The organism is Sunxiuqinia indica, from assembly GCF_009847015.1.
Classification (GTDB): Bacteria; Bacteroidota; Bacteroidia; order Bacteroidales; family Prolixibacteraceae; genus Sunxiuqinia; species Sunxiuqinia indica.
Genome location: NZ_WVEM01000007.1, coordinates 65,613 through 91,060, shown reverse-complemented (window position 1 = coordinate 91,060; position 25,448 = coordinate 65,613). Strand labels below are relative to the sequence as shown.

Sequence of the window (25,448 nt, the reverse complement as noted above, 5' to 3'; positions counted from 1 at the left end):
GAATTTCAACTAAATAGCCAGAAATAATAAATAAAAGAAGCAAAGAATCTCTGATTTGCCAAACGTGAAAATTGTATTTCTCAACAGGTTTTACAAATCGACAGAACTTGCTGAATTAAAGAATGAAATCGAAATAATTTCGAAGATAAACAATTCAAATCAAAAGAAATTCAGGCCTTTTAGATGGCCTGAATTATATCATGTTTCTCTGTTAAAAACCAAATTCAGCTTGAATTGATTTTAACCAATTAGAAATTCGTTCGTCTGTAAGTTCCGGATCAAAATCCTCATCAAGTGGCAGGCCAACAAATTTACCATCAATTAAAGCTTCCGACTCTTCAAATTCATAGTCATCAGGATCAACAGAACCGACAATTTTGGCATCCTTTTTCGCAAGCTCTTTCGCTAAACGCCCCATGGCATTTACAAAATGATCCGGATAAGTGACATGGTCGCCCAATCCAAAAAGTGCAACTACTTTTCCGTCGTAATCGGCTTTGCTTACTTCCGGGAAAAACTTACTCCAATCGGTATTTGAATACTCCGAATCCCAGGTTTCTTTACCAACGGTAGAAATACCAAAGATAATTTTATCGAATTTGTCAATATCACTGTACGATGCGTTATTTACAGAAACCATTTCAACTTTATCCTCGCCAATTGCTGCTGCAAGTTTCTCTGCAACGCGATGTACTGATCCTTTTTCTGGTCCAAAGAACAATCCTATTTTACTCATATCTCTTATTTTTTACTGATTTTGTATTTCAAGTTCGCCCCGAACATACTCCCCTAAAATAGATAAACTGGAGACATTTTTCAAGATTAAATGAATAGCATGTTCATAATTCTCAACAGTGCTCCACTCAACATCTACGTGAATGGTATATTCGTTGGGCTTACCCACGATAGGAATCGATTGAATTTTATTTAGATTGATTTTGTTTTCTGCAAATATATTAAGCACCGAAGCCAATGCACCATAATAATGTCCAACCTCAAAGCAAATAGAAGCTTTATTGTTTTCGACGGTATGATTAGCACGTTTCGACAAAATCCAAAATCGGGTGTAATTCTTTTTATTTGACTCAATACCTCGATCGACAACATTTAACCCATAGAGTTCCGCGGTGCGCAAATTGCCAATTGCAGCTGCATCAGTCAAATTTTCTTCAACCAGCAGCTTTCCTGAGGCAGCCGTATCCTGATTCTCACGAATCTTCGCATTTGGATAATATTTTTCAATGTATTCGGCACATTGTCTGATTGCAATTGGGTGGGAATAAATTGTTTTAATGTCTTCCGGTTTTGCACCCGGCAACATCATCAGGTTCATTTGGATATGCAGATATATTTCACCGATAATTCGCAAATGATAGTCGCGAATCAATGAGTAATTTTGAATAATGCTTCCTGCAATAGAGTTTTCAATAGCCATAACGGCAATATCAACCTGGTCGGTATCAATCAGTTCACACACACTCTGAAACGATCTGCACTCATGAACTTCAATCTCTTCCTCCCCAAAATAATTCCGCGCTGCATCTTCGTGAAATGAACCAGCAATACCTTGAATTGCTATTTTCTTCATACTTATTTTATATAGTACCTCAACAGTGTGAGATCATTTAAGCTTCATTTTATCCATCAACGTCAAATCGACTTTCAACGGTTTTCTTATTCAACAGTTTGCTCTGTTGGTGTCGACTGATCGAAAACCTCTTTTATCTGTTTCGAAAACTCTTCCCAATTAAAAGCAATGGCAACAATCAAAACAATAATAAAACTAATTAGAAACTTTTCGTTGCTGCTTAACTTTCGCTTTATCATTTTTAATTTTATCAAAAAGTTAAAGAGTCTTCTGATTACCCCACCGTATTTAAAAGAATAAGCCAATTAAAACGTCAAATCCATCAGAAAGGGCATAAAGATACTTAATATTGATTTTTTATAGACAAAAAACCTTTAAAAGTTTCTTGCTACAAGAGTTTCAAGCAAAGAGACTAAAATGAAATTCGCTTTTTGCGAGGCTATAAACTCAGGCCGAATTAAAAGAAATATGTCATAACGGCGATAATGCGGTTATTCGTCGTGCGATGGGTGTCGGCGTATAAACCATCGTTGAATTGAAAACCACTGACGCCATAATTCGCTGTAGTCATTTCATATTCAGCAGACAATCGAATTTTAGACAGGTTAAGTGAGACGTGCGGTGCAATCCGGCCCAGGTCCTGAACATTGGGCAAAACACCTTTAGTAAGCGCACTTCCTGTCGTTGGATATTCATACAAGGCCTCGCCAGTTCCCAGGTTGGCGCCATAACCTAAAAACATACCCACCTGCCATTTTTTACCATAAACAATATTCAACAAGCTGGTGTAATTGGTATAGTTCGTATATGTCATGGCTCCGGTTGCTTCATCAACTGAGGTAATTCCATATCCCCCAACCTGTGTCAGATGAGTCATATTTTGTCCGTAAAAACCTTTGGCCAAAACGGAAAACTTTTCCTTTTTATATTGAAAGTAGGCCATAAAACCTGCGCTAGTCAGAGTTTCGTCCAGCTTAAACGAGCCTTCAGTTCCCACAGTAGTCATACAAGGTTTAATACTTTTCACCTCTGCTCCTGCTCCAATTTTTATACCTGCATGATGATATTCTGCTGTGAAAACAAGTTCTGGCATTACGGCATTTCGCTGAGCTTGATTACCGGTAACAAACCCTCCAGCTTCCAGTCCTTTCGATGTATATTGATTTTCATAAACGGCAGCACCTGATAATTGAAATTGTCCTACATTATAATCGTAGCGTACTTGTGGAGAACGGTTAAATGCCTGAAAAGGGGCACCCGTATTTAGACCGGCGACAATCGGATAAGCGCTTCCTCCGAAGAACGGATGCCAGGTTTGTCCAACCAGCAATTTTGAATTTTCCCAATTAAACGTCACATTGGCATGGCGGATACGAAATAAGGTAGGCTCCGACTTGGTGATTCCCATAAAGTCGAACTCAACAACCGCATTCGTTTTTGCACCAAAAATTTCGGGCCCGTCTACTTTCACACCCAATCTGGTCGACATTGCTGAAAGCGTTGCACTAGTACATTCATTAATATCTTCCCCATTCTGATCTTGCCCGGCATACAAAGGGAACAAGTAAAACAAGTCGTAGCCTGCATCAATTCCTTTATAGGTATCAACAATCAAATCATTTCTTACAAATCCGTAAATATCCAGATTAAAATCGTTACTCATCTTTTCCTGAGATTGCCCCGCTATAGAAGAAGAGAGCAAAATAATTGCTATGATAATTTTTCTTCGCATTTCTGTTCTGTTTTTACTTCAACAAGAAACGATGATACAACTCGGGTTCATCGTTGTCTGATTCAAGCCGCAAAAGTAGAAGAAAACGTTTGCAGGAAACTCAAATTAGATACTAATAAATACCAAGACAGGAAGCCCAAACATTAACTAACTGTGTACAAGCGAAAATGCCAATATTAATAAATTGATACGAAACAGGAGTAATTTTGAATGAGTCTAGATAAGGATTAAACGCTCTAATTGTAACATTAGTTACAACTTTCCTCCTTTGACCTGCGTAGTTTTAAACAATAAAAAAAAACAAGCCTGATATGATCAAAAAATTTCATCCGCCTAAAATCTGGAGAATTCCCGTTATTATTGCGTTAGGGATTTTTGCCGGACTTTTTGTGTTATCCGTCTACTTATCCAAAGCCCATTCATATTTGTCTGACGATCCGAAAACTTGCGTGAATTGCCACATCATGGCTCCTCAGTACGCAACCTGGAATCACAGTTCACACCGAGAGTGGACCAACTGCAACGACTGTCACGTACCACACAACAACGTGTTCAATAAATATTATTTCAAGGCAAAAGATGGGCTGCGTCATGCTACCATTTTCACCCTTCGAAAAGAACCTCAGGTAATCTTCATCAAAGAGGAAGGTGCTGAAGTCGTACACCAAAATTGCGTGCGTTGCCACGAAAGACAGTTGATAGATGCCAAACAATCAGCCTGCATTTCAAATTATAAAGAGCATCGCACCGATCGAAAATGCTGGGAGTGCCACAGAGAAGTTCCTCACGGAAGAGTCAACAGTTTATCAAGCACGCCTTTCGCTCGCGTTCCCCTTCCTGAGAGCCCCGTACCTGAGTGGATTAAAAAATTAGACAATAACTAAAAATCATCAATACAATGAAACCATTAAAGACTACCATTGAACAAAAACCAATTATCGGATGGCTTCTTTTCGCAGCTACCATCCTTGTCGTTTTTCTGCTTGGGCTGTTGGCTTCCTCCATCATGGAACGCCGGGCTGAAGCCAGTTTCGTTAATGTACCTAAAGTGAAGTTGTCGGAATTTGAACCTCGCAACGAAGTCTGGGGAGAAAACTTTCCAAGAGAATTTCAGTCGTATTACCAAACAGCAGATACTTCATTCCAAAGTAAATACAACGGAAATGCCATGATCGATATGCTCGAAGTTGATCCTCGACTTGTTGTACTTTGGGCTGGCTATGGTTTTTCCAAAGATTATAATCAAGGTAGAGGTCACTACTATGCGGTGGAAGACATCCGTAAAACGCTGCGAACTGGTGCTCCGGACAGCCCCGATGAAGGGCCCATGCCATCGACTTGCTGGACTTGTAAGAGCCCGGATGTTCCTCGCGTGATGCAGGAAGAAGGAGTAGCCGAGTTTTACAAAGGGAAATGGGCTCGTTTGGGTTCCGAGATTGTAAATCCGATTGGCTGTGCTGACTGCCACGATCCGGAAACAATGAATCTTCGCGTAACCCGACCGGCATTGGTCGAAGCATTTGAGAAAATGGGAAAAGATGTTAATAAAGCCACTCACCAGGAAATGCGTTCCTTGGTTTGCGCTCAATGCCACGTAGAATATTATTTCAATAAAAAAACAGTTGATGGCGCTCAATACCTCACCTTTCCTTGGGAGAAAGGAATGACAGTGGAAGCCGCCGAAGAATATTATGACGAAATGAATTTCAGCGATTGGACGCATGCCATTAGTAAAGCTCCGATGCTGAAAGCCCAGCACCCGGGATATGAAATTTACAAGCAGGGAATCCATGCCGAACGAGGTGTTTCGTGCGCCGATTGTCATATGCCATACAAATCAGAGGGTGGACAGAAGTTTACCGATCACCACATTCAATCTCCATTGAACAATGTTGCCAATTCCTGTCAGGTTTGCCACCGTGAAGAAACTGCGACCTTGTTGCAAAATGTATTTGACCGACAAGATAAAGTCATTGAAAACCGGGACAAACTGGAAGAGCTTATTGTTCGCGCACACCTTGAAGCCAAAAAAGCCTGGGATTTAGAAGCTAGTGAAGATGAAATGCAGGAAATCCTGATGGGAATTCGTCATGCACAATGGCGCTGGGATTACGCAGCAGCAGCCCACGGTGGCTCGTTCCACGCTCCACTTGAAACCAGCCGGATTATTTCAACCGGAATTACCATCGCTCAGGAAACCAGAATTAAACTGTCACGTTTGCTGGCTTCAAAAGGTTTTAACGAAGAGTTACCTTACCCCGATATTTCGACCAAAGCCAAAGCGCAGGAATTCATCGGTCTGGACATGGCTAAACTAAATCAGGAAAAGGAAGAGTTTTTAGAAACAGTGGTTCCTCAATGGCTTGAACAAGCAAAAGAAAGAGAAGCCTCCTGGGATGTCAAACGAAACTAAACCAATATTACAATGATGAAAATACCAGTTATTGGATTAGTTATCGTTCTGGCGCTGACGATATCAAAAACCTATGCGCAGTTCTCGTTGAGCGGCGAGTTTCGACCTCGCACGGAGTTGAGCCATGGCTATAAAAGCCTGGCTACCGCCGATCAGGATGCATCACTATTCACTGCTCAGCGCACGCGACTTAACGCCTGGTACCAATCCGAAAAAGTTATTACCTATTTGGTATTGCAAGACGTTCGGACCTGGGGGAGTCAGACACAGCTAGTTGCAAACGAAGACTATGCCACTTCAATACATCAGGCATGGGCCGAAATATTTTTCTCTCCGGAATTTTCACTCAAAGCCGGACGACAAGAATTAGTCTACGATGACCACCGCATCTTTGGAAATGTAGGTTGGGCACATCAGGCACGTTCGCACGATTTGGCTATCCTGAAATACCAAAGTGAAATTAGTTTGCATTTGGGTATTGCTCATCACGAGAATACAAATCCGACCAATAGTATTTTTGATGGGAATGACGCCTATAAAAATTTGCAATTTGTTTGGGTTAATAAAAAATGGGACAACTCCAGTTTGAGCTTGCTTGCTTTGAACAACGGCGTTCCTCAACTGACCGCGGACGGACAAGAAGTAAACTACAGCCAGACGCTGGGTGGTCACACAAGGTTTCAACTAGGTCAATTTAATTTAGCCGCCAATGCCTATCTACAAACAGGTAAAACCGGCAATGGCAACGAGTTGAGCGCTTACAACGTATTGTTTGAAGCGACTTGCCCAAGAGGAATTACGTGGGGATACGAGCGGCTTTCGGGAACTGCATACGATGATGATAAAAACAAATCCTTCACTCCCTTGTATGGCACCAACCATAAGTTCAATGGTTTCATGGACTATTTCTATGTGGGCAACCATGCCAACAATGTTGGATTGAATGACATCTATGCAAAGTACAATTACTCAAAAGACCAGTGGAGCCTGAATGCTCACATCCATTATTTTTCAGCAGCAGCTAAAATTAGTGCCGACGCCTCTAACTATCTGGGTACTGAGTTGGATTTAGGAGCGGGTTGGAAAGTTAGTCCTGAAGCTAAATTGAGCTGTGGATTTTCGATTATGTTTGCCGGCGAAAACATGGAATTAATCAAAGGAGGAGATCATACGGCCACAAATTACTGGAGTTGGCTGATGTTAAGTGTAACCCCAAATTTTATTAACTAAGTATGACGAAGAGAAGTACCTGGCAAACGCCCTGGTCGTATCGTGAAGGTTGGATTGTTGTAGGAGGATTGGCAATACTGGGAATCGTTTGGCAGGCATTTTTGCCTTCCCTAAAAGCACAGATTCCTCGGTGGCCGGGAAATCTGATTCTTGGACTATTGTTTATCTCCATTTTACTGGGAATTCATTTCTTCTCAAAAAAATCAGCTTTCCACAAATGGCTATCTTCGGTTCCCGCAGCGGTAACTTCAGCTGCTTTTTATTGTGGGTTGGCTATTTTAATGGGAATTATCCCTCAACACCAGCAGTCGCCATCGTTAATCATCAACCTGACCGGATTAAATCAGTTGACAAATAGCTGGCTGTTTGTTTTAGCCAATGTGTATTTTTTATCCAGCCTCGGGCTGGCGACTTTGAAACGCTTAATCCCCTTCAAACTAAAAAATACAGGTTATGTTTTAAACCATTTGGGACTGTGGATTGCCCTGACTGCAGCTGCCTTGGGGAGCAGCGACCTGCAACGACTAAGTATGAATTGTCAGGAAGGCCAACCGGAATGGCGGGCAACCAATCAAACTGGACAAGTGATTGAGCTCCCCATCGCGATTGAGTTGCTCAACTTCAGTATTGACGAGTATCCTCCCAAACTAACATTGATTGATAATAAAACAGGAAAGGTGGTAACAGAAGGCAAAAAGAACCAGTATTTTTCAGTTGCAGAAGCTCCTTTCCAATTATTAAGCTACAAGGTTGAAGTTGAAAAACTGCTAGGCGAAGCTGGCCTCATTGGCAATCGATTTGAACGGGTGAATGAAATCGGATCGCCACCTGCTGCGCAACTTAAAGTTACACATACGAAAACCCGGGAAACAGCGAACAGCTGGGTTAGCTCAGGAAGCTTCAGGCAACAACCTTACGCGTTTAAAATCAGCAGTGAGCACTCCATTGTAATGCTGCCACCCGAGCCACAAAAGTATCAGTCGGCTATTCGAATTTTAACCCGGGATGGCCAACAACTGGAAACTACACTGGAAGTGAATAAACCATTTAAGCTTGGAGGATGGAAGCTTTATCAACTAAGTTACGATACCGAGATGGGTAAGTGGTCTACCTTGAGTGTGATCGAGCTGGTGCGAGATCCATGGATTCCGGCAGTTTATCTAGGTATCTTCATGCTGTTAGCCGGAACACTGTTCTTGTTTAGGGATGGAACAAAAAAGAGAAAGGAACAATTGTAATGGGATGGATTAATTTTGAAGGTTATGTTGTTATTACCTTGTTCTTTTGGTTGGCAAGCGTCGGTAGCTTATTTCTGCGGTCTACTAATAAATCAATACAAAAATATCTCCCGTCTCTTCTGGCTCTCGGCGGAATTTTGAGCCTGTCATTGTTCATCATCGTTTTATGGACAAAAATTGACCGTCCGCCCATGCGGACTTTGGGAGAAACCCGTTTGTGGTATTCCTTGCTATTACCAGCAATTGGGCTGGTAAGCTTTGCCCGTTGGAAGTATAAATGGCTGTTAGCTTACAGCCTGTTCATGGGAGGGCTGTTTATTGTCATCAACTATTTAAACCCTGAAACGCACGATAAAAGCCTAATGCCGGCACTGCAAAGTGTTTGGTTTATTCCGCATGTTATCGTGTACATGTTTGCTTATGCCTTGTTGGCTGCTTCGAGCTTAGTAGCTCTAAAAGCCATCTATCAAAATTATTGTAATAAAGACTGGCAAGCACTTCCATCTCTGGCTGATAATTTCGTGTACCTGGGCTTTTCATTTTTAACCATGGGATTGCTTTTCGGCGCACTGTGGGCCAAAGAAGCCTGGGGACATTACTGGACTTGGGACCCCAAAGAAACCTGGGCTTTTATTACATGGACCGCATACCTGATCTACATTCATCATCGGTATAAACACTTAAAACGAAACGAACAGGCTATGTGGATTCTTCTGATTGCCTTTGCGTTATTGCTGGTTTGTTGGTTTGGGGTGAATTACTTGCCAACAGCTCAAAATAGCGTACACACCTATAGCAACTAACATTTCGTTGATTTGTAACATTAGATACATGTTAAGATCAGACTTCGCTTAATTTTGTATTACTGAAATCAAGATTGTCTCAAATGAGATTGTCAACTACAAGTCATTCATGAAGCGAAAAAACAAACTCTTAAAACTGTTCCGAAAGCTGCACAAATGGCCCGGAGTAATCATTGCATTTCTGGCAATTCTTTTCGCCTTATCCGGCATTGTGATGAACCACCGGTCCGTGGTTTCTTCGATCGACATTAATCGAAACTGGCTTCCTTCCGACTACCAATATAAAAACTGGAATCTGGCGGCAGTGCGTGGCGGTTTGCCAGTAGATTCAGCAAATTTTATATTCTACGGAAACATAGGCGTTTGGAAGAAAAACGGAAATACAATAGCTGATTTTAACACCGGTTTTCCTGAGGGAATCGACAAAAGAAAAATCTATAAGGTTGAAAAATTTCGGAATACCTTATTTGCTGCTACTCACTTTGGACTTTACGAAAGAAAAACAGGCAGCGAAAAGTGGCAACACATTCCATTACCCACAAAAGAAACCCGGCTAACAGATTTGTTCATCAAGCAAGACACGCTGATGGTGATGAGTCGTCATCATTTACTGAAGTCGGTCGGCAACCACCAATTTGAAGTTATTCAGCTGCCCAGGCCTGTTGACTATGAGCGAAAAACTGGTTTATTCAACACCCTGTGGGAACTACACAGCGGCGAGCTATTTGGACTAGCCGGGAAGCTTTTTGTTGACTTGCTTGGCTTGGTAACTATTTTACTATCCGTTACCGGCTTGCTTCATTTTTTCTTTCCTAAAATTGCTAAGCGCCGAAGAAAGAAGCTAAAAGACAATTCGAAACTCACCGCCACCCGGAAACTTAACCTCCGTTGGCACAACGTGGTGGGCTACACCTTCATTGTTTTTCTGATTCTGAACACGACAGCGGGTATGTTTTTACGTCCTCCATTGTTGATTCCAATCGCGAACTCGAAAGTTGGATTAATACCGGGAACTCATTTAGACGATCCAAATCCGTGGTTTGACAAGCTTAGACGTGGAACGTGGAATGAAACGCTAAAATCGTATATCATTTCAACCTCCGATGGTTTTTATTTGGCCAATGAGGGACTAAGCCAAACACTGAAAAAAGCAAGCGCCCAACCTCCGGTGAGTGTGATGGGGTGTAATGTACTGGAGCCACTCAGCCCAACCAGCTATTTGGTTGGTTCATTTAGCGGGCTATTCATTTGGGATCTAAAGAGCCAGTTCGTACTTGATGCATTTAGTCAAAAGCCACCCCAAGCCAGTAGCGGCCGACCAATATCAGACCACCTCATTACCGGATATTTTGAGTTCAGTAAAAATGCTCACTACCTATTCGATTACAGCCTCGGCATGCAGAACTTTGAAAATATGCCAAACTGGGAAATGCCCAATGAAGTCCTCCAAAAATCGCCCATTTCTCTCTGGAATACCGCACTGGAAGTGCATACCGGACGGATATTTGAGCATCTCTTTGGCCCCTTCTACATTCTGTATGTTCCTCTATCAGGCCTCTGCCTTATTATGGTTCTGGTCAGTGGTTTTATGATTTGGTGGAAAGCATATCGAAAAAAACGGTTGAAAAAAGCGAATTAAGAAGCTGATCGTTCTGCCGTAACAATCAATGGTAAATGATTTCCACCATAAGGCTTCTTTTGGAAATTTGCATAATAAACCATGCGCTCAAAGCCGTAGTGTTTCAGCAAAGCATTTAAATCATCTTTTCGTATCGGGAGTAATCGTGAAGCATGAAACAAGGAATCGCGACTATTCTTAATCACCAGTTCTGTGTTAAAAATGACCTTTTCTTCATCTTCTGTCGGCAAATCATATTTCCGGATAAAACTTATTTTTGGTGTATCTATCAATGGAAGTTCTTCCACTTCATGATCAAGAATGTAATCGTAGTTCAGAATCTGGATCATAAATCTTCCTCCCGGCTTCAATGCTTTGGCAACAGCCTTAAAGAATTGAGCAATTTCATCGATCGAATCCAGATGTACCAGCGTATTTCCAAAACACAAAACAGCATCTAAGCTCGATTCAGTAGAAAAAGTTCCGGTTTCCAGCATATTGCCAACCTGAAATGACAAACCAGGAAAATGATTCTCCTTCTCAGCTATTTTAATCATTTCCTCATTCAAATCAATTGCTGTAATCTGGGCTCCTGCGGAGGCTAATTTCATAGCCAACTGACCAGTGGAACAACCAATGTCCAGGATATTTTTACCATCAAGCGATCCAAGGCTTGTTTTCACAAATTGAACTTGATTTTCGTTTAATGGAAATATTTGATTGTAATATTTTGCAATCGATGAGTAAAATATGGCCTGATCAATCTTCATGGTTGGAAATTTTTATCTTAATGTTTCTAGCTTTTCGAACTGCTAACTTCTTGTGATATTTATAAATAGCCTGTCGGCAAACAAAAATACAACAGGAGAAAAATACTCTGGCAATTGGTAACACAAAGCCTGAATACTACTCCTGCATTTTTTTAAGTAGTCCACGACAGGAATCTTCGAGAATATCTAGCACCAACTCGAATCCTTCTTCTCCCCCATAATACGGATCAGGAACTAATTTATACTGATTGCCCGATGAAAAATCTGTCATCTTATAAATTTTCCTGACCTCTTCAGGCTTCGATGTCATTTTTTTTAAATCCCAAACATTGTTATCATCCATTCCAATGATGTAGTCAAAATCATGGAAATCTCTTTCGGGATTTACCGGGCGCGAGATGGATGTCAACCGATAACCACGTTGAATGGCATGTCCCTGCATTCTTCGGTCTGCAGGCTCCCCGGCGTGATATCCAGTTGTTCCGGCCGAATCACACTCAATTTGATCTTCCAATCCTTGTGTCTGAATTACAGAATTAAATACCGCCTCGGCACTGGGCGACCGGCAAATATTTCCTAAACAGACAAATAACACCCGTTTTTTCATTCGATTATAATTGTTTGCTTTTTTTTGGTATCACATGGAACTCGCATAAAATTATTCTTCTGTGTGTAAAAGCTTTTACGTGCTCGTTTCCTATCGTTAATTGCTTTCAATACAAAATTAAATTATTCTATTGAGCATGAAAGTTTATTCCATTAAATTTTAGAAATCATCTCCAATGAGTTTAAAAAAATCCATTTCATCAGCGAATGTTGTATGCGCATTGTTCATTTTGAAAAGAAGTTTAAAATACTCAGCTTTGCATTCTGTTATAAAAGAGAATGAAAGATTTTACGGTTGGAAGTGAAGCAAAAATTATCCTGAATTTTTCTGTCCCTTTAGTTATTGGTAATTTATTTCAGAACCTTTACAATATTGTCGACAGTATTATTGTAGGAAATTACCTGGGGAAAGAGGCACTGGGTGCTGTTGGCGCATCGTTTCCGATTATTTTCACGCTCATCTCTCTGATTATTGGAGTTGGCTCCGGAGCCTCAACAGTTGTTTCGCAATATTTTGGAGCGAAACAAATGGAGAATGTATCCAAAACAATCGATACCATTTTTATCTTTTTCCTTGCTGCTTCGCTGGTGGTCACTTCACTTGGTATTTATTTCAGTGAAGAAATATTCAGGTTATTGCAATTGCCTGTTGCTATTTTGCCCGAAGCTGTCAGTTACATTAAGATATACTTAACGGGTATGTTTTTCTTTTTCGGATTCGCTGGAATCACCTCTATTTTAAGAGGTTTGGGAGATGCAAAAACGCCGCTCTATTTTATGATCTTTTCAACCTTTAGTAATATTGTTTTAGATTTACTCTTCATCCTGGTTTTTAAATGGGGAATTGAGGGAGCAGCATTTGCAACAGTGATAGCACAGGCCAGTGCTTTTTTTACCGCTGCCTGGTATTTAAATAAAAAACATGCTGTTATTAAACTATCGTTTCGCAAATACGTGTTCGACAAAAAGATATTCAAAAGCTGCATACGCATCGGACTTCCAACCGGTTTTCAGCAGTCATTTGTCGCTTTCGGGATGATGGCCATTATGGTTATTGTGAACGGTTTTGGCACCAATGCCGTGGCAGCCTATTCTGCCGCAATCAGAATTGACTCTTTTGCCAAAATGCCAGCGATAACTTTTTCTTCAGCCCTTTCGAGCTTTACCGGACAAAACCTTGGAGCGTTCCGCGAAGATCGAGCAACGAAAGGCCTTAAAATCACCCTTCTATTTTCTTTGATTTATTCGGCCTTTATATCCGTCATTATTATCGTATTCGGAAAATACCTGATTAAGCTATTCACCCCCGATCCGGCTGTAATTGCAATCGGAGAAGACTATCTGGTCATCGTTTCTTCATTTTACCTGCTGTTGTCTGTTATGTTTACATTTACCGGGTTTCTGCGTGGTGCGGGGGCCACTTTTATCCCCATGCTTACCACACTTACTGCATTGTATGTTTTTCGCATTCCGATGGCTTATTTTTTGTCCGACCACATTGGAGTAAATGGTATCTGGTGGGCTGAACCGGCAGGGTGGCTTGCCGGAACAATTATTCTTATTATTTACTACTTCACAGGAAAGTGGAGAGGAAAAGAGGTCGTTCAAAAGCCTCCTCAAAAATAAGATCGCTACCGAACACCTTCATCCCAAAGTATTAAATAAACACAAATTACTTTAGAATCGTTACAAATTGATACCCCTGAACGCTAATAAGAATCGATTCAGCCATTTTTAGTTATCTTTACTTACTTCAAAAACTTTACAAGCGGTCTGCCATATAACAGTTGACAGGGTCCTTTTCAGTGATCAATATTTACTATTTTGAGGGCTGTTTGTAAAAACACAAAAAAATAAATCTCTAACCGCAACAGCGTTGCAAAAAACTAATTTTTCTTATGAATGCTATATTCTGGATAATTCCTTTATGTTCGATCTTAGCTCTTGTCTTTGCCTGGTTTTTCTTCAAATCAATGATGAAGAATTCGGAAGGCACACCACGAATGATTGAAATCGCTCAATATGTTCGCGAAGGGGCAATGGCTTATTTGTATCGCCAATATAAAGTTGTTGGCATCGTTTTTCTTATTCTTTTACTTATTTTATTGCTTTTGGCATACCTTGGTGTACAGAATCCGTTTGTACCCATCGCCTTTTTAACTGGTGGTTTCTTCTCTGGCCTTTGTGGCTTTCTGGGAATGAAAACGGCTACCTTTGCCTCAGCACGAACAACTCATGGTGCTTCTCAATCGCTAAACAAAGGGTTGAAAGTAGCTTTCCGAAGTGGTGCTGTAATGGGCTTAATTGTTGTTGGATTTGGACTATTAGACATTGCCTTATGGTACTGGTTCCTAAACAGTGTAATCTTTACTCCCGAACACATGGCTAACGGGTTTCATCTAATTGGATTGAACTTCGTACATGCCGGAACCAGTGAAGCACAAAAGCTAGTGGAAATTACAACCACCATGCTTACCTTCGGAATGGGTGCATCAACACAAGCACTTTTCGCTCGTGTTGGAGGTGGAATTTATACAAAAGCTGCCGATGTAGGTGCCGACCTTGTTGGAAAAGTAGAAGCTGGGATTCCTGAAGACGACCCTCGTAATCCCGCCACTATTGCCGATAACGTAGGTGACAACGTAGGAGATGTCGCCGGTATGGGTGCCGACCTTTACGAATCTTATTGCGGATCTATTTTAGCAACCGCCGCTCTCGGTGCTGCCTTGCCAATTGCTGCGTTAAAAGTCTCGGGAATGACGACCGAAATGGCCGTAATTGCCCCCATGCTTGTAGCCGCTATTGGTATTATTTTCTCTATTGTTGGTATTTTCATGGTTCGTACAAAAGAATCTGCAACCCAGAAAAACCTATTGAATGCGCTTCTTCTCGGAACCGGCGGTTCGTCAGTATTGGTACTGATTGCCATGATTGGAATGGTTTACATGGGATGGATTACCTGGGGCGTTTTTGGTGCTGTAATCATTGGACTAGCTGCCGGCGTAATTATTGGTCAGGCAACTGAATATTTCACATCGGATGAATACAAGCCTACTCAAGGAATTGCAGGCCAAGCACTACAGGGACCTGCAACAACAATTATCGACGGTATAGCTGTCGGAATGTACTCAACCTGGGTTCCTGTTGTAACAATCGTACTCGGAATCATTGGTTCTTTTTGGTCCGCAGGAGGTTTTGATCACTTTGCCATGGGAGTTTATGGAATTGGATTTGCCGCGGTTGGAATGCTTTCAACACTTGGAATCACGCTAGCAACCGACGCTTTTGGTCCCATTGCTGATAATGCCGGAGGAAATGCTGAAATGGCAGAGTTACCCAAAGAGGTTCGTGAGCGCACCGATGCCTTGGACATGCTTGGAAACACAACCGCCGCGACCGGGAAAGGTTTTGCCATCGGATCTGCCGCACTGACAGCTATGGCTTTGATTGCAGCTTACATGGAAGAAATTCGCTTGTGGTTTGGCAAAATTGCTAATGCAGGAGAAGGTTTTGTGCGTGTCGGCGATTTTGCTTTTTATACCGACGTCGTACCTAAAGTTGAAGAAGGTATTAAAGTCGTTCAGCTCAATATGGCTTCTGTAAAGGATTTTTCAGCTGCCTACGACATCACGCTTTTCAACCCCTTGTTTTTGGGAGGTTTATTCCTGGGGTCTATGATGGCATTTGTTTTTAGTGCGATGACCATGAAAGCAGTTGGTCGTGCCGCAGGTGCTATGGTTGACGAAGTGCGTCGTCAGTTCCGCGAAATAAAAGGAATTCTCGAGGGTACTGCCACACCTGAATATGCCAAGTGTGTTGAAATTTCAACTATTGGAGCCCAAAAAGAAATGTTGTTGCCATCATTGGTTGCCATCATCGTTCCCGTGCTTGTTGGAGCATCAATGGGTGTTGCCGGAGTTATTGGTTTACTTGCCGGTGGCTTAACCTCAGGATTTACATTGGCTGTATTTATGAATAACGCTGGAGGTGCCTGGGACAATGCAAAAAAATATATAGAAAAAGGAAACTACGGTGGAAAAGGTAGCGAAGCCCACAAGGCGGGTGTTGTTGGCGATACTGTCGGCGATCCGTTTAAAGATACTTCAGGTCCTTCACTTAATATCTTGATTAAGTTGATGACCATGGTTTCTGTTGTAATGGCCGGTTTAACCGTTACATTGAGCTTAATGTAAAATAATAAATTGCTGAAAAATCTGATAACCTGTGGGCTTCTGCTCACAGGTTTTTTTTGTATCCATGAATAGATCCATTTTTGCTTTATAGCATTCAACATCCTCTTCTGATTTTTTTACCTTTAGCTATTCTAACCGAAATGACTAACTATGAAATACTCAATTTTCTTTCTTCTGTGCCTTAACCTCTCCTCTCTTTCTGCACAAGTCCCGACAGGCATATTTAGTACTAACAAAGACATTGGAAACCCCGAAATCAGTGGTTCGGCAAGCTACAATCGTCAAACCCAAGAATACTTAATTAGCGGATCTGGTTACAATATCTGGTTCGAACGGGATGAGTTTCATTACTTATACAATAAATTGAAAGGTGATTTCATATTGACAGCCAATTTTTCTTTTGTTGGAGAAGGAACTGATCCGCATCGAAAAGTCGGCTGGATGGTTAGAGCTTCCGAAGAAGAAAATGAGGTACACTGTTCTGCTGTTCTTCATGGAGATGGGTTAACTGTAATGCAGTGGCGACCTTTAAAAGGGGAATCTATGCGCGATCCTGAAGATGAACTCTTTGCTCCAAAGCCAAATTACCAAATATTACAACTCGAACGCAAAGGTAAAAAGATGATTTTTCGGGCCGCTCATGTTGGGGAACCACTAAAACTAATTGGCTCACAGGTTATGGAAAGCCTACCGGAGAAAGTGTTTGCAGGCCTATTTATCAATTCTCATAATCCGGATGTAATCGAAAAAGCAAAAATCTGGAATGTTCGAATTGATCAACCTGTATCAGATAACTATGACCCGGGACAGGAAGGTTGGCTTGGATGCAGACTTGAAACGATGAATATTTTCAATGGAAAACGTAAAATCATCTACGAAAAGAATGATCGTTTTGAAGCACCAAACTGGATGCCTGATGGCAAAAAGCTATTGTTCAACATGGATGGTTCACTTTATAAAATTCCGACTGAAGGTGGTAACCTGGAAAATTTAAACACCGACTTTGCCGATAATCTCAATAACGATCATGGAATTTCATTCGATGGGAAGATGCTTGCAATTAGCCATCACAGTCAAGGGCTAAAAGGCGGTGGTGGGTCGAGGGTATATGTTTTGCCTTTGGAGGGCGGAACACCACAACTGGTTACCGAAGAAGCGCCGTCATACTGGCATGGGTGGGCTCCTAATAATAACGAAGTACTCTACGTTGCTCAACGTGGTGGAAGTAATGTATTCAACATTTACAAAAACTCAATTGACGGAGGAAAGGAAGTTGCTCTAACCAATAGTCAGCCCGGCGAACATGTTGACGGATGTGAATTTTCGCCTGATGGAAAATATATTTATTACAATGGAAGTAAATCCGGCACCATGCAACTTTGGCGTATGAAACCTGATGGAAGCGATCATGAACAAATCACCTTTGATGAATACAATGATTGGTTTCCTCACATTTCGCCCGATGGGAAATGGATCGCTTTTATCTCCTTCCCTGCCGATATTGAATCCAACTCCCACCCTTCGTACAAAAGAGTGATGCTGCGCCTGATACCCACCAGCGGAGGTGCACCTCAAGTAATTGCCTATCTGTATGGGGGGCAGGGAACCATTAATGTACCTTCCTGGTCACCCGACAGCAAACACATTGCATTTGTGAGCAATTCGGGTAAAAAATAGAAGAACATATTTTGTAAAGAAGAACAGGATATTTCATGTTTGAGATATCCTGTTCTTCTTTCTATATTTTTGGATGGTTTACTGTTCAAACAGCTGATTTAGAGATTCAAAATAATCTTCCTCCCAGCCCTCAACAATATTATCATAAGCTTCGTCGGGGATGTTACTTTGTCGAACTTCCATGCTCGTACCGTCCCCATCTTTATGCAGTTTGATGGTCACAATCGATGCAGCATCCTGGTCGCCAAAATACCATTCCTGAACAAGCTTGTGATTCTTTTCAAACTCCAGGTTTTTACCGCTTATACTTCCCTCCCAAAGCGAAAACTCAGTATCCGGTTTTTCCTCCATCACGGCAGCTTCACCGGTCCATATCTCAAGCATCGTTTTATTAGTCAACGCATTGTACACATCCGCCGGACTGGCATCCAGGCTAAAATATTTTTTATAATCCTTCATCGCTTAATTTACTTTTTCTCGTCGGAAGATACGTTTATTTAGTTTATAGGAAAAGCCGATGGTTATAAATTCTTTGATTTGCCATCTGGGCTCCAGAATATCACTTCCATCAGCCTTTTCTCCAACCTTGAATTTCACATTATCGTCGTATATAAAATGCAACATTGCCCGAAGACTGATAAAATCGTTCAATTTCATCACGAAATTATTTTCCCAATCAACATCAAATTTTGAAAAAGGGGAGCTATAATTGATGAACATTTTATACTTCATCTGATAAGAAATATCAGGTGTTATGTCTGTTTTATACGAAACATCGGCATTTAAACCCGGTTCCCAATAGCGTTTCTTTCCTTTATCAATCCCAAACTTAGTTGGGTCCACCTCAACGGTGTCTCTCACATAAACCGTTTTTGAGGTAAAAGGTGAAAGAAACAACGAAAAGTTTTTGTTCGGTTTATAATCTAAACCAAGCTTAATCAATGTTTTTGCCGGAGCTAAAAATGCTGAAATTTTAGTCTCCCTATCCGGGTAATTATAACCATTAAATAGCTGAGTTTGAAAATCGATCTCCGCACTATAATACCATTTTTTAAAGGCACTTAACCCATAACGCGAGATAAATTCAAACTTATCATCATTTTTCTGGATCATTCCCGATGGTTTTATCCAGCCATTTCGAAGCTCAACTGAGTTTTCCCACTTTACCTTTTTGTACGAATAATTCGCAAATCCTTTTAAGACCAGCAAAGTAGACAGAGCACTCTTCCCTCCCTTTTTCCAATTGCTCAGTGCAGTTTGAGAAAAACCAAAATTTCCATCGCCCCCTAAACTCCACGGAGTAATCACTTTATAGCGTTGATCAATCGAACGAAGGCTACTCTCGGGTTCAAACTGATCGAAATCGAAAGCCTTTGTTTGTTGGGTTGAAAATCTCTTAAGGGTTACAGCATCATCAATAAAAATCTGCATCGAGTTTTTACCCTCATTATGAATACGAATACCCAGTGAATCCTTTTGCTCATTTTTTAAAAACATTCGGGTATAACGATTAGCATTATTGCGAAGGATAACTCTTGTAGAATCGCCTTCACTGTTTTTCACCCATAAATTTATCGAATCCTTTTTAGCAAAATTGGTTAACACATCAATCTTTTTCGAAATCGAATCATTAATAGCCTTCATCACCGCCTGATTGTATTTTCTCAGTATTTCCCTGTTTTGAGCCCGAGTTGAATCAACCAGCTCCGCTTTTTCCTTTTGGACATATTCCTGAATATACTGAGTCCGATAAGCATCGCTGACTGAATCTATATAAAAATTCAGCATATTATTATTGTAATGAATACGTGCTTCTTCGAGCAATATGCGTTTCAGACTATCCATTTTTTGCAGGCGTATAAAATCTGCGGGACTACTTATAATTGAATCAGGAATTACATCAAACCCTTTTAAGCTATCGGGCAAAATGACAAGAGAATCTCTTAACAAAAAATCAACCTCATCCTTTGCCAGCAGATTCACTTTCTCATCCAGTTTTTCAAAAATTTCCTCAGGGACAGCAATCTCGTCTTTTACGATTGTTGACCGAATGGATCGCTCCTTACGACTCAATTTCTCATCCAATTCCTTTTTCGACACATAGCCCGCTACTTCTAAAGAATCGGAAACACGATCTACCGGCCGATAAAAAAAACTAGGATCATCGACCATGCGATACTTTTCAAGCTTGTACAGTATCGTATCTATATCTTCATCCTCTGCAAAGTGAACCAAGCCTTTCAGGCTTTTCCCAAGCTCATTATCGACTGGGATCCAATCGCTGTTCTGATATAAAAAATGGTTGAGGTAATCAACGCTGACTTGAACCGAATCAATTGAAGAACTTTTCTCATTTCTACGAGGTGACTCCTCGGCCTTAGAAACGACACAAAAAATGACAAAGTAAAAAGTAACAGCTAGTATTAATCTGCTTCTCATAAACTAAAAGGGTTTATATTGGCTTCTCTTAAAAACGACGCACACAAAAAAATCTTGTGCTCAACATACAAAAATTAAGCCATTCGACTATTTCCAGGTTGAAAATGGATATTTTGCCAGATACGAATTATGATATTTTTCCTGACCAGTCACTTCCTTTGTAATCCAGACTGGCATTTCAAAAGACTCATTTTCAGCATCAAGCTCCAATTCTGCTAAAAACAGTCCTTTGTTGGCTCCCTTAAAAAAGTCAACTTCCCAAGTGCGATTATTTACGACAATATGGAAACGATCCTTTTCAACTGGTGGATACACAGCTAACTTTAATAGCTCTTCGGCATCATCAACCGGTATTTCATATTCAAACTCCGGTCTCGAAATTCCGTTTCCTCGTCCCTTTATTGTGAGGTAAGCTGCTTCATCGGCAATACGAACCCGAATTGTTCGATCCGGATCAGTTTGCAAATAAGCTTGCACCATACTTATCTTTTTCACGGGCTCTTGAAGTAGCGCCTCGTTTATCAGAAACTTCCTTTCTATTTCTATTGCCATAATGTTGATGATTCTTCTCCGCAAAAATACACTTCAGCAGGGCATTACAAGAATTAAAAGATCAAATAATTCTTAATAAGCACCATGAGCTCACAAATCTTTTCAACGATGACGTAAATAACTAAACTATGCTGCAAAACAGATTACTATTTTAATATTCTGACAAATGTCTTTATATAAATCGATTCAGCTTCCTTAATTTTACCACTAAAGTGCACAAATGATCTTTACTTGCACTCTGAGAAAAGCAAAGTCATCAGCGGCTCCGACCTGGCCTTTTATTAGGCGTTTTTTCAAACAACTACGATTTTCATCGCTTAAAAACCAATAAATCAATCTACATGGATCCAGTACAAGATCTGATTAAAAACCTGGCAAGCCAACACGGAAGAAACCGCACCAATCTATTGCCAATTTTACAAGGCGTTGTCGAACAGGAAAAATACCTGTCGGAGCATTCGATGATTGAGATTGCCCGTGAACTGGACATGCCTGCAGCTGACGTTTATGGCACAGCAACATTCTATTCGTTTCTGGAATACCAAAAAATGGGCACTTATATTATTCGGGTGTGTAAAACAATCACTTGTTCGATGAAAGGCAAAAACCAAATTCTACTAACCATTGAAAACATGTTGAAAATTGGCATGGGTGAGACTACGCCAGACGGTAAATTTTCGCTACTGCAAACCAACTGTCTGGGCTGGTGTCACAAGGCTCCGGCAATGCTGATCAATAACGAAGTGTATACGGAACTTACGCCTGAGTCAGTCAGAGATATTTTAACCCAGTACCTTAAAAAATAAACACAACATTATGGTTGCAGCAACATATCAATTAAAAAGAGCCGATTTCATTTTTAAGAATGACAATGACTGGAAAAAAATTCTCGACAAAAGCTTAAAGAAACCCTCTCAGGAACTGATTAACGAATTGATGAGTTCGGAACTTAAAGGGCGCGGAGGAGCAGGATTTCCAACCGGCTTAAAATGGAAATTAACAGCCGAATACCGATCGGATAAAAAATATGTGATTTGCAATGCCGACGAAGGAGAACCGGGAACATTTAAAGACCGCGAAATTCTTTCGGAGGTTCCGTATAAAGTGCTAACAGCAATGGCAGTTTGCGCCCATGTTGTTGGTTCGCAAGAAGGTTTTATTTATCTGCGTGGCGAATATAAATTTCTGGCTCCCGAACTAACAAAAGTAATTGGAGAATTTGAACACTACTGCAAAGAAGCAGGTCTCAATTTTAGTGTGAAAATATTCCTTGGCAGCGGTGCCTACATTTGCGGCGAGGAAACAGCGCTTTTTGAGTCGATGGAAGGAAAGCGGGGCGAACCTCGCAACAAACCACCCTACCCGACCTCGTTCGGATATCTGGGAAAAGCCACTGTTGTGAATAACGTAGAAACGCTGGCACATGCTTTTACCATTTTCAAGTACGGCGCAAAAAAATTTTACGATCTGGGTGTACAGTATTCTCGCGGTTCAAAGCTGTTTTCCGTTTCGGGAGATACACCAAAGCCCGGCATTTACGAGCTGGAGTTGGGCATGAGCTTACAGGATTTTGTAGCTGAATTTGGCGATGGCGACACCAAAGCCGTTCAGGTTGGCGGTGCATCCGGATTTCTGGTTCCCCGCAAGCGATTCGAAAAAACAACCATTGGCTACCGTGGTAAGCTAACCGGAATTTCGTTACCCACCGGAGGCTCCATGATGCTGTTTAACAGCTCTCGTTCGATGTACAATGTACTGGACAACTACCTGGATTTTTTTCGGGAGGAAAGCTGCGGACAATGCACCCCTTGCCGCGTGGGTTGCCAACAACTTCATAGTGGAATAAAAGCAGTAAAAAGAGGCGAAAAACCTGCTCAATATCTCAACAAGCTGCTGAAACTTACTGAAACCATGCAACTGACTGCCAAGTGCGGATTGGGACAATCGGTTGCTAACTCGTTCAGTTCAATCGTCGAAAATTTCAGGGAAGAAATGATTTACTAATACCAAAAAGCAACAACAATGAGTAGTCAAATAAATGTCACGATTAATGGTTTTCAGCTTGAAATTGAAAAAGGAAAAACAATCCTGGACGCCGCGAACAAAGCCGGAATAATTATTCCAACACTCTGCTACCACAAAGACCTTTGCATTGCCGGAAATTGCCGGGTGTGCGTGGTTGAAGTTGCCGGGCAAAAACGACTGGCCGCGGCCTGTGCCACTCCTTGTGAAGAAGAAATGGAAATTCACTCCAATAGTTTGAAAGTAAGAAATTCGCGCAAACACATCATCGAACTGCTGTTATCCGAACACAACTCAGACTGCACCAAGTGTTATAAGAACGGAAATTGCGAACTACAGGAATTAGCTTCAGAATATAAAATTATGACGCAGGATTTCTTACGACTAGCCCCTCTGAAAAATTATACCATCGACCAGTTTTCACCCTCAATCGTAAAAGATGACAGCAAATGCATTCGCTGCCAGCGTTGCGTTCGCACTTGTGCTGAAATGCAAGGGGTGAATGCGCTCACGGTTGCCTATAAAGGCGATGAAATGAAAATTGCTACTTTTTTTGAAAAAGCAATGAACGATGTGATATGCACCAATTGCGGACAGTGCGTTAATCATTGTCCTACCGGCGCCTTGGTCGAGCACAACTATATTGAGGAAGTTTGGGATGCCATTTCTGATCCACAAAAGCATGTGGTTGTTCAAACAGCTCCGGCCATACGCGTTGGACTTGGCGAAGAACTCGGGCTGGAAGTTGGCGAACGGGTGACAGGCAAAATGGTATCAGCGCTCAAACGCCTGGGCTTTAACTCTGTTCTGGATACCGACTTTACAGCCGACCTCACGATTATTGAAGAAGGAACAGAATTACTAAATCGGTTGAGAAAAGTGCTTGCTGAAAAAGATGATCAGGTAAAACTTCCGCTGGCAACCTCCTGCTCTCCTGGCTGGATCAAATACGTGGAGCACATGTATCCCGAGTTTTTGGAACACCTCTCTACGTGTAAGTCGCCTCAACAAATGTTTGGAGCGTTGGTAAAAACATACTATGCAAAAGCTAATAAAATCGATCCTGACAAAATTGTTTCAGTCTCAATCATGCCTTGCACAGCCAAAAAGTTTGAAGCCAATCGGCCCGAAATGCACGATAGTGGTTTTCGCGATGTTGACTATGTGCTGACCACCCGTGAGTTGGCTATTATGATCAAGCAAGCGGGTATCAATTTCGCTAAACTTCCCGATGCCAAATACGACCGTCTTATGGGAGAATCGACAGGAGCCGGTGCTATTTTTGGAGCTACCGGCGGAGTAATGGAAGCTGCGCTACGAACTGCCTACGAATTAGTTACCGGCCGCGAGGTTCCATTTAAAAACCTCAACATCATTCCTGTGCGGGGGATGGAGGGCGTTAAAGAAGCCGGCATTAAAATTGATCATCCGTTAAAAGAGTGGAGTTTCCTGGATGGTATTGAACTGAAATGCGCGGTAGCACACGGATTGGTGAATGCTAAAAAAGTAATGGACGCCGTAAAAAACGGAACCAGCGACTATCATTTTATTGAGATAATGGCTTGCCCGGGAGGATGCCTGGGAGGCGGAGGACAACCGATTCCTACAAGTCCAGAGATCAGGCAAAAAAGGACTGAAGCAATTTATGCCGAAGATAAAAACATGCCCTTGCGAAAGTCTCACGAAAATCCTGAAGTACTTAAAATTTATCAAGACTATCTGGGCGAACCGCTGGGAGCAAAATCTCATCTTCTGTTACACACGAAGTATACTCCGCGAGATCGCTTCTAACTAAAAAAACCTTCGAGTCAGCCTTCTCTTTTTGCAGAAAGGCTGACTCTTTTAATTAATTACCCGCTTTCCTGCTTGGCACAAGCCAATAGTTTAATCGAAAAGTAGCTGAAAAACAATTGGATTCCGGGCGGATTTTTACAATGGCTAACAAATGTAACGTATAATGCAATCGACCAATAAAGAAAGACGAACCGCAAAACTGTTCTTCCTTCAAAACTCATTTTCATCCAAACTTTTTTGTTAATTCTACGTTACCTAAATGTTAACTTCAATAAAAACAAAAAAGGTCAATGCCATCTATTACATACATATCTCCAATTGGATTGTTGCAAATTGATTCATCAGCCAACGCTATCTCTGGAATTCATTTCACTGAACACGAAGTCAACACGACCGATTTCAGTCCAAAACTAAAAAAGCTAATCACGGAGCAATTTGACGAGTACTTTGCGGGTCGTTTATTCCAATTCGATTTGCCAATTCAGCCATCGGGAACCGAATTTCAACTAAGAGTTTGGAAACAATTGGAAGCAATTGAGTACGGACGACAAATTACCTACAGTGAGTTGGCGGACCTACTTAGCGATAAAAAGCTGGTGCGAGCCGTGGGAGGAGCCAATGCTAAAAATCCGCTTTCAATAGTTGTTCCTTGCCATCGGGTAATTGGCCGCAATAACAAACTTGTGGGTTATGCCGGGGGAATTTGGCGGAAAAAGTGGTTACTGCGCCACGAAATGGAGAATGCCAATTATAAAAAAACGTTGTTCTAGTCA

At 41.4% G+C, this 25,448-nt stretch carries 22 protein-coding genes; 13 read left to right on the top strand and 9 right to left on the bottom strand.

The features are described 5' to 3' along the window. Positions 1 to 211: 211 nt before the first annotated feature. The 4 genes from GR929_RS11895 to GR929_RS11880 form a co-directional block, all read right to left on the bottom strand. Positions 212 to 736 (bottom strand): flavodoxin, encoded by a 525-nt coding sequence (locus tag GR929_RS11895; protein ID WP_159520079.1) that lies wholly within the window; start codon positions 734 to 736, stop codon positions 212 to 214. Positions 737 to 748: 12 nt separating this feature from the next. Then, the gene (locus GR929_RS11890) at positions 749 to 1,588 is read right to left on the bottom strand and encodes a prephenate dehydratase (RefSeq protein WP_159520077.1); all 840 of its coding nucleotides are present in this window, start codon (positions 1,586 to 1,588) and stop codon (positions 749 to 751) included. Between the two features lie 86 nt (positions 1,589 to 1,674). Continuing rightward, entirely contained in the window at positions 1,675 to 1,827 is a 153-nt protein-coding gene (locus tag GR929_RS11885; RefSeq protein WP_159520075.1) for a hypothetical protein, read from the bottom strand. 218 nt (positions 1,828 to 2,045) lie between these two features. Beyond that, positions 2,046 to 3,320 carry a hypothetical protein gene (locus GR929_RS11880; protein WP_159520073.1) on the bottom strand — a complete coding sequence of 425 codons (1,275 nt, stop codon included), beginning with the start codon at positions 3,318 to 3,320 and terminating at the stop codon, positions 2,046 to 2,048. Positions 3,321 to 3,631: 311 nt separating this feature from the next. Between GR929_RS11880 and nrfH the strand changes: the two genes are divergently transcribed. The 6 genes from nrfH (at position 3,632) to GR929_RS11850 (ending at position 10,643) form a co-directional block, all read left to right on the top strand. Beyond that, positions 3,632 to 4,204, top strand: coding sequence for a cytochrome c nitrite reductase small subunit (nrfH, locus tag GR929_RS11875; RefSeq protein WP_159520071.1), 573 nt, complete (start codon positions 3,632 to 3,634; stop codon positions 4,202 to 4,204). A 14-nt stretch (positions 4,205 to 4,218) separates the two neighbouring features. Next, entirely contained in the window at positions 4,219 to 5,733 is a 1,515-nt protein-coding gene (gene nrfA / locus GR929_RS11870; RefSeq protein ID WP_159520069.1) for an ammonia-forming cytochrome c nitrite reductase, read from the top strand. 12 nt (positions 5,734 to 5,745) lie between these two features. Further along, positions 5,746 to 6,963, top strand: coding sequence for an alginate export family protein (locus GR929_RS11865; RefSeq protein ID WP_159520067.1), 1,218 nt, complete (start codon positions 5,746 to 5,748; stop codon positions 6,961 to 6,963). Positions 6,964 to 6,965: 2 nt separating this feature from the next. Continuing rightward, complete coding sequence (locus tag GR929_RS11860) at positions 6,966 to 8,201, top strand: cytochrome c biogenesis protein ResB (RefSeq protein ID WP_159520065.1); 1,236 nt, start codon at positions 6,966 to 6,968, stop codon at positions 8,199 to 8,201. Beyond that, on the top strand, positions 8,201 to 9,004 hold the full coding sequence (ccsA, locus tag GR929_RS11855) for a cytochrome c biogenesis protein CcsA (protein WP_159520063.1): 804 nt from the start codon (positions 8,201 to 8,203) through the stop codon (positions 9,002 to 9,004). The genes GR929_RS11860 and ccsA overlap by 1 nt, the downstream gene beginning before the upstream one ends. Before the next feature lie 109 nt (positions 9,005 to 9,113). After that, positions 9,114 to 10,643: a PepSY-associated TM helix domain-containing protein gene (locus tag GR929_RS11850; RefSeq protein WP_159520061.1), complete on the top strand. Its 1,530-nt coding sequence runs from the start codon at positions 9,114 to 9,116 to the stop codon at positions 10,641 to 10,643. Here the strand turns inward: GR929_RS11850 and GR929_RS11845 are convergent. Together GR929_RS11845 and GR929_RS11840 are read right to left on the bottom strand one after the other, a co-directional pair. After that, on the bottom strand, positions 10,640 to 11,392 hold the full coding sequence (locus GR929_RS11845) for a class I SAM-dependent methyltransferase (RefSeq protein WP_159520059.1): 753 nt from the start codon (positions 11,390 to 11,392) through the stop codon (positions 10,640 to 10,642). The two genes, GR929_RS11850 and GR929_RS11845, sit on opposite strands and share 4 nt — an antisense overlap. A gap of 136 nt (positions 11,393 to 11,528) precedes the next feature. Continuing rightward, positions 11,529 to 11,999, bottom strand: a complete 471-nt coding sequence (locus tag GR929_RS11840) for a low molecular weight protein-tyrosine-phosphatase (protein WP_159520057.1) — start codon at positions 11,997 to 11,999, stop codon at positions 11,529 to 11,531. A gap of 278 nt (positions 12,000 to 12,277) precedes the next feature. On the opposite strand from GR929_RS11840, the gene GR929_RS11835 reads away from it, so the two are divergent. The 3 genes from GR929_RS11835 to GR929_RS11825 all read left to right on the top strand — a co-directional run bounded on the left by GR929_RS11835 (position 12,278) and on the right by GR929_RS11825 (position 17,868). Continuing rightward, positions 12,278 to 13,624, top strand: coding sequence for an MATE family efflux transporter (locus tag GR929_RS11835; protein ID WP_159520056.1), 1,347 nt, complete (start codon positions 12,278 to 12,280; stop codon positions 13,622 to 13,624). Between the two features lie 272 nt (positions 13,625 to 13,896). After that, positions 13,897 to 16,191 (top strand): sodium-translocating pyrophosphatase, encoded by a 2,295-nt coding sequence (locus tag GR929_RS11830; protein ID WP_159520054.1) that lies wholly within the window; start codon positions 13,897 to 13,899, stop codon positions 16,189 to 16,191. A 150-nt stretch (positions 16,192 to 16,341) separates the two neighbouring features. Continuing rightward, positions 16,342 to 17,868 (top strand): TolB family protein, encoded by a 1,527-nt coding sequence (locus GR929_RS11825; protein ID WP_159520052.1) that lies wholly within the window; start codon positions 16,342 to 16,344, stop codon positions 17,866 to 17,868. 78 nt (positions 17,869 to 17,946) lie between these two features. On the opposite strand, the gene GR929_RS11820 is transcribed toward GR929_RS11825, so the two are convergent. The 3 genes from GR929_RS11820 to GR929_RS11810 all read right to left on the bottom strand — a co-directional run bounded on the left by GR929_RS11820 (position 17,947) and on the right by GR929_RS11810 (position 20,859). Beyond that, complete coding sequence (locus GR929_RS11820; protein ID WP_159520050.1) at positions 17,947 to 18,327, bottom strand: SRPBCC domain-containing protein; 381 nt, start codon at positions 18,325 to 18,327, stop codon at positions 17,947 to 17,949. A gap of 3 nt (positions 18,328 to 18,330) precedes the next feature. After that, on the bottom strand, positions 18,331 to 20,307 hold the full coding sequence (locus tag GR929_RS11815; protein WP_159520048.1) for a DUF3078 domain-containing protein: 1,977 nt from the start codon (positions 20,305 to 20,307) through the stop codon (positions 18,331 to 18,333). An 87-nt stretch (positions 20,308 to 20,394) separates the two neighbouring features. Then, positions 20,395 to 20,859, bottom strand: coding sequence for a CYTH domain-containing protein (locus tag GR929_RS11810; RefSeq protein ID WP_159520046.1), 465 nt, complete (start codon positions 20,857 to 20,859; stop codon positions 20,395 to 20,397). Between the two features lie 341 nt (positions 20,860 to 21,200). Here GR929_RS11810 and nuoE point away from each other — a divergent pair, with 341 nt between their 5' ends. From nuoE to GR929_RS11790, 4 genes are all read left to right on the top strand, one after another. Next, positions 21,201 to 21,665 carry an NADH-quinone oxidoreductase subunit NuoE gene (nuoE, locus tag GR929_RS11805; protein ID WP_159520044.1) on the top strand — a complete coding sequence of 155 codons (465 nt, stop codon included), beginning with the start codon at positions 21,201 to 21,203 and terminating at the stop codon, positions 21,663 to 21,665. A gap of 10 nt (positions 21,666 to 21,675) precedes the next feature. After that, entirely contained in the window at positions 21,676 to 22,863 is a 1,188-nt protein-coding gene (locus GR929_RS11800) for an NADH-ubiquinone oxidoreductase-F iron-sulfur binding region domain-containing protein (protein WP_159520042.1), read from the top strand. An 18-nt stretch (positions 22,864 to 22,881) separates the two neighbouring features. Next, positions 22,882 to 24,672 carry an NADH-dependent [FeFe] hydrogenase, group A6 gene (locus GR929_RS11795; RefSeq protein ID WP_159520040.1) on the top strand — a complete coding sequence of 597 codons (1,791 nt, stop codon included), beginning with the start codon at positions 22,882 to 22,884 and terminating at the stop codon, positions 24,670 to 24,672. A 293-nt stretch (positions 24,673 to 24,965) separates the two neighbouring features. After that, positions 24,966 to 25,445 (top strand): methylated-DNA--[protein]-cysteine S-methyltransferase, encoded by a 480-nt coding sequence (locus GR929_RS11790; protein WP_159520038.1) that lies wholly within the window; start codon positions 24,966 to 24,968, stop codon positions 25,443 to 25,445. Positions 25,446 to 25,448: the final 3 nt, after the last annotated feature.

Coding starts and splice junctions, on each gene's coding strand:
- GR929_RS11895 (WP_159520079.1), bottom strand. CDS start 736: ATGAGTAAAATAGGATTGTTCTTTGGACCAGAAAAAGGATCAGTACAT.
- GR929_RS11890 (WP_159520077.1), bottom strand. CDS start 1,588: ATGAAGAAAATAGCAATTCAAGGTATTGCTGGTTCATTTCACGAAGAT.
- GR929_RS11885 (WP_159520075.1), bottom strand. CDS start 1,827: ATGATAAAGCGAAAGTTAAGCAGCAACGAAAAGTTTCTAATTAGTTTT.
- GR929_RS11880 (WP_159520073.1), bottom strand. CDS start 3,320: ATGCGAAGAAAAATTATCATAGCAATTATTTTGCTCTCTTCTTCTATA.
- nrfH (WP_159520071.1), top strand. CDS start 3,632: ATGATCAAAAAATTTCATCCGCCTAAAATCTGGAGAATTCCCGTTATT.
- nrfA (WP_159520069.1), top strand. CDS start 4,219: ATGAAACCATTAAAGACTACCATTGAACAAAAACCAATTATCGGATGG.
- GR929_RS11865 (WP_159520067.1), top strand. CDS start 5,746: ATGATGAAAATACCAGTTATTGGATTAGTTATCGTTCTGGCGCTGACG.
- GR929_RS11860 (WP_159520065.1), top strand. CDS start 6,966: ATGACGAAGAGAAGTACCTGGCAAACGCCCTGGTCGTATCGTGAAGGT.
- ccsA (WP_159520063.1), top strand. CDS start 8,201: ATGGGATGGATTAATTTTGAAGGTTATGTTGTTATTACCTTGTTCTTT.
- GR929_RS11850 (WP_159520061.1), top strand. CDS start 9,114: ATGAAGCGAAAAAACAAACTCTTAAAACTGTTCCGAAAGCTGCACAAA.
- GR929_RS11845 (WP_159520059.1), bottom strand. CDS start 11,392: ATGAAGATTGATCAGGCCATATTTTACTCATCGATTGCAAAATATTAC.
- GR929_RS11840 (WP_159520057.1), bottom strand. CDS start 11,999: ATGAAAAAACGGGTGTTATTTGTCTGTTTAGGAAATATTTGCCGGTCG.
- GR929_RS11835 (WP_159520056.1), top strand. CDS start 12,278: ATGAAAGATTTTACGGTTGGAAGTGAAGCAAAAATTATCCTGAATTTT.
- GR929_RS11830 (WP_159520054.1), top strand. CDS start 13,897: ATGAATGCTATATTCTGGATAATTCCTTTATGTTCGATCTTAGCTCTT.
- GR929_RS11825 (WP_159520052.1), top strand. CDS start 16,342: ATGAAATACTCAATTTTCTTTCTTCTGTGCCTTAACCTCTCCTCTCTT.
- GR929_RS11820 (WP_159520050.1), bottom strand. CDS start 18,327: ATGAAGGATTATAAAAAATATTTTAGCCTGGATGCCAGTCCGGCGGAT.
- GR929_RS11815 (WP_159520048.1), bottom strand. CDS start 20,307: ATGAGAAGCAGATTAATACTAGCTGTTACTTTTTACTTTGTCATTTTT.
- GR929_RS11810 (WP_159520046.1), bottom strand. CDS start 20,859: ATGGCAATAGAAATAGAAAGGAAGTTTCTGATAAACGAGGCGCTACTT.
- nuoE (WP_159520044.1), top strand. CDS start 21,201: ATGGATCCAGTACAAGATCTGATTAAAAACCTGGCAAGCCAACACGGA.
- GR929_RS11800 (WP_159520042.1), top strand. CDS start 21,676: ATGGTTGCAGCAACATATCAATTAAAAAGAGCCGATTTCATTTTTAAG.
- GR929_RS11795 (WP_159520040.1), top strand. CDS start 22,882: ATGAGTAGTCAAATAAATGTCACGATTAATGGTTTTCAGCTTGAAATT.
- GR929_RS11790 (WP_159520038.1), top strand. CDS start 24,966: ATGCCATCTATTACATACATATCTCCAATTGGATTGTTGCAAATTGAT.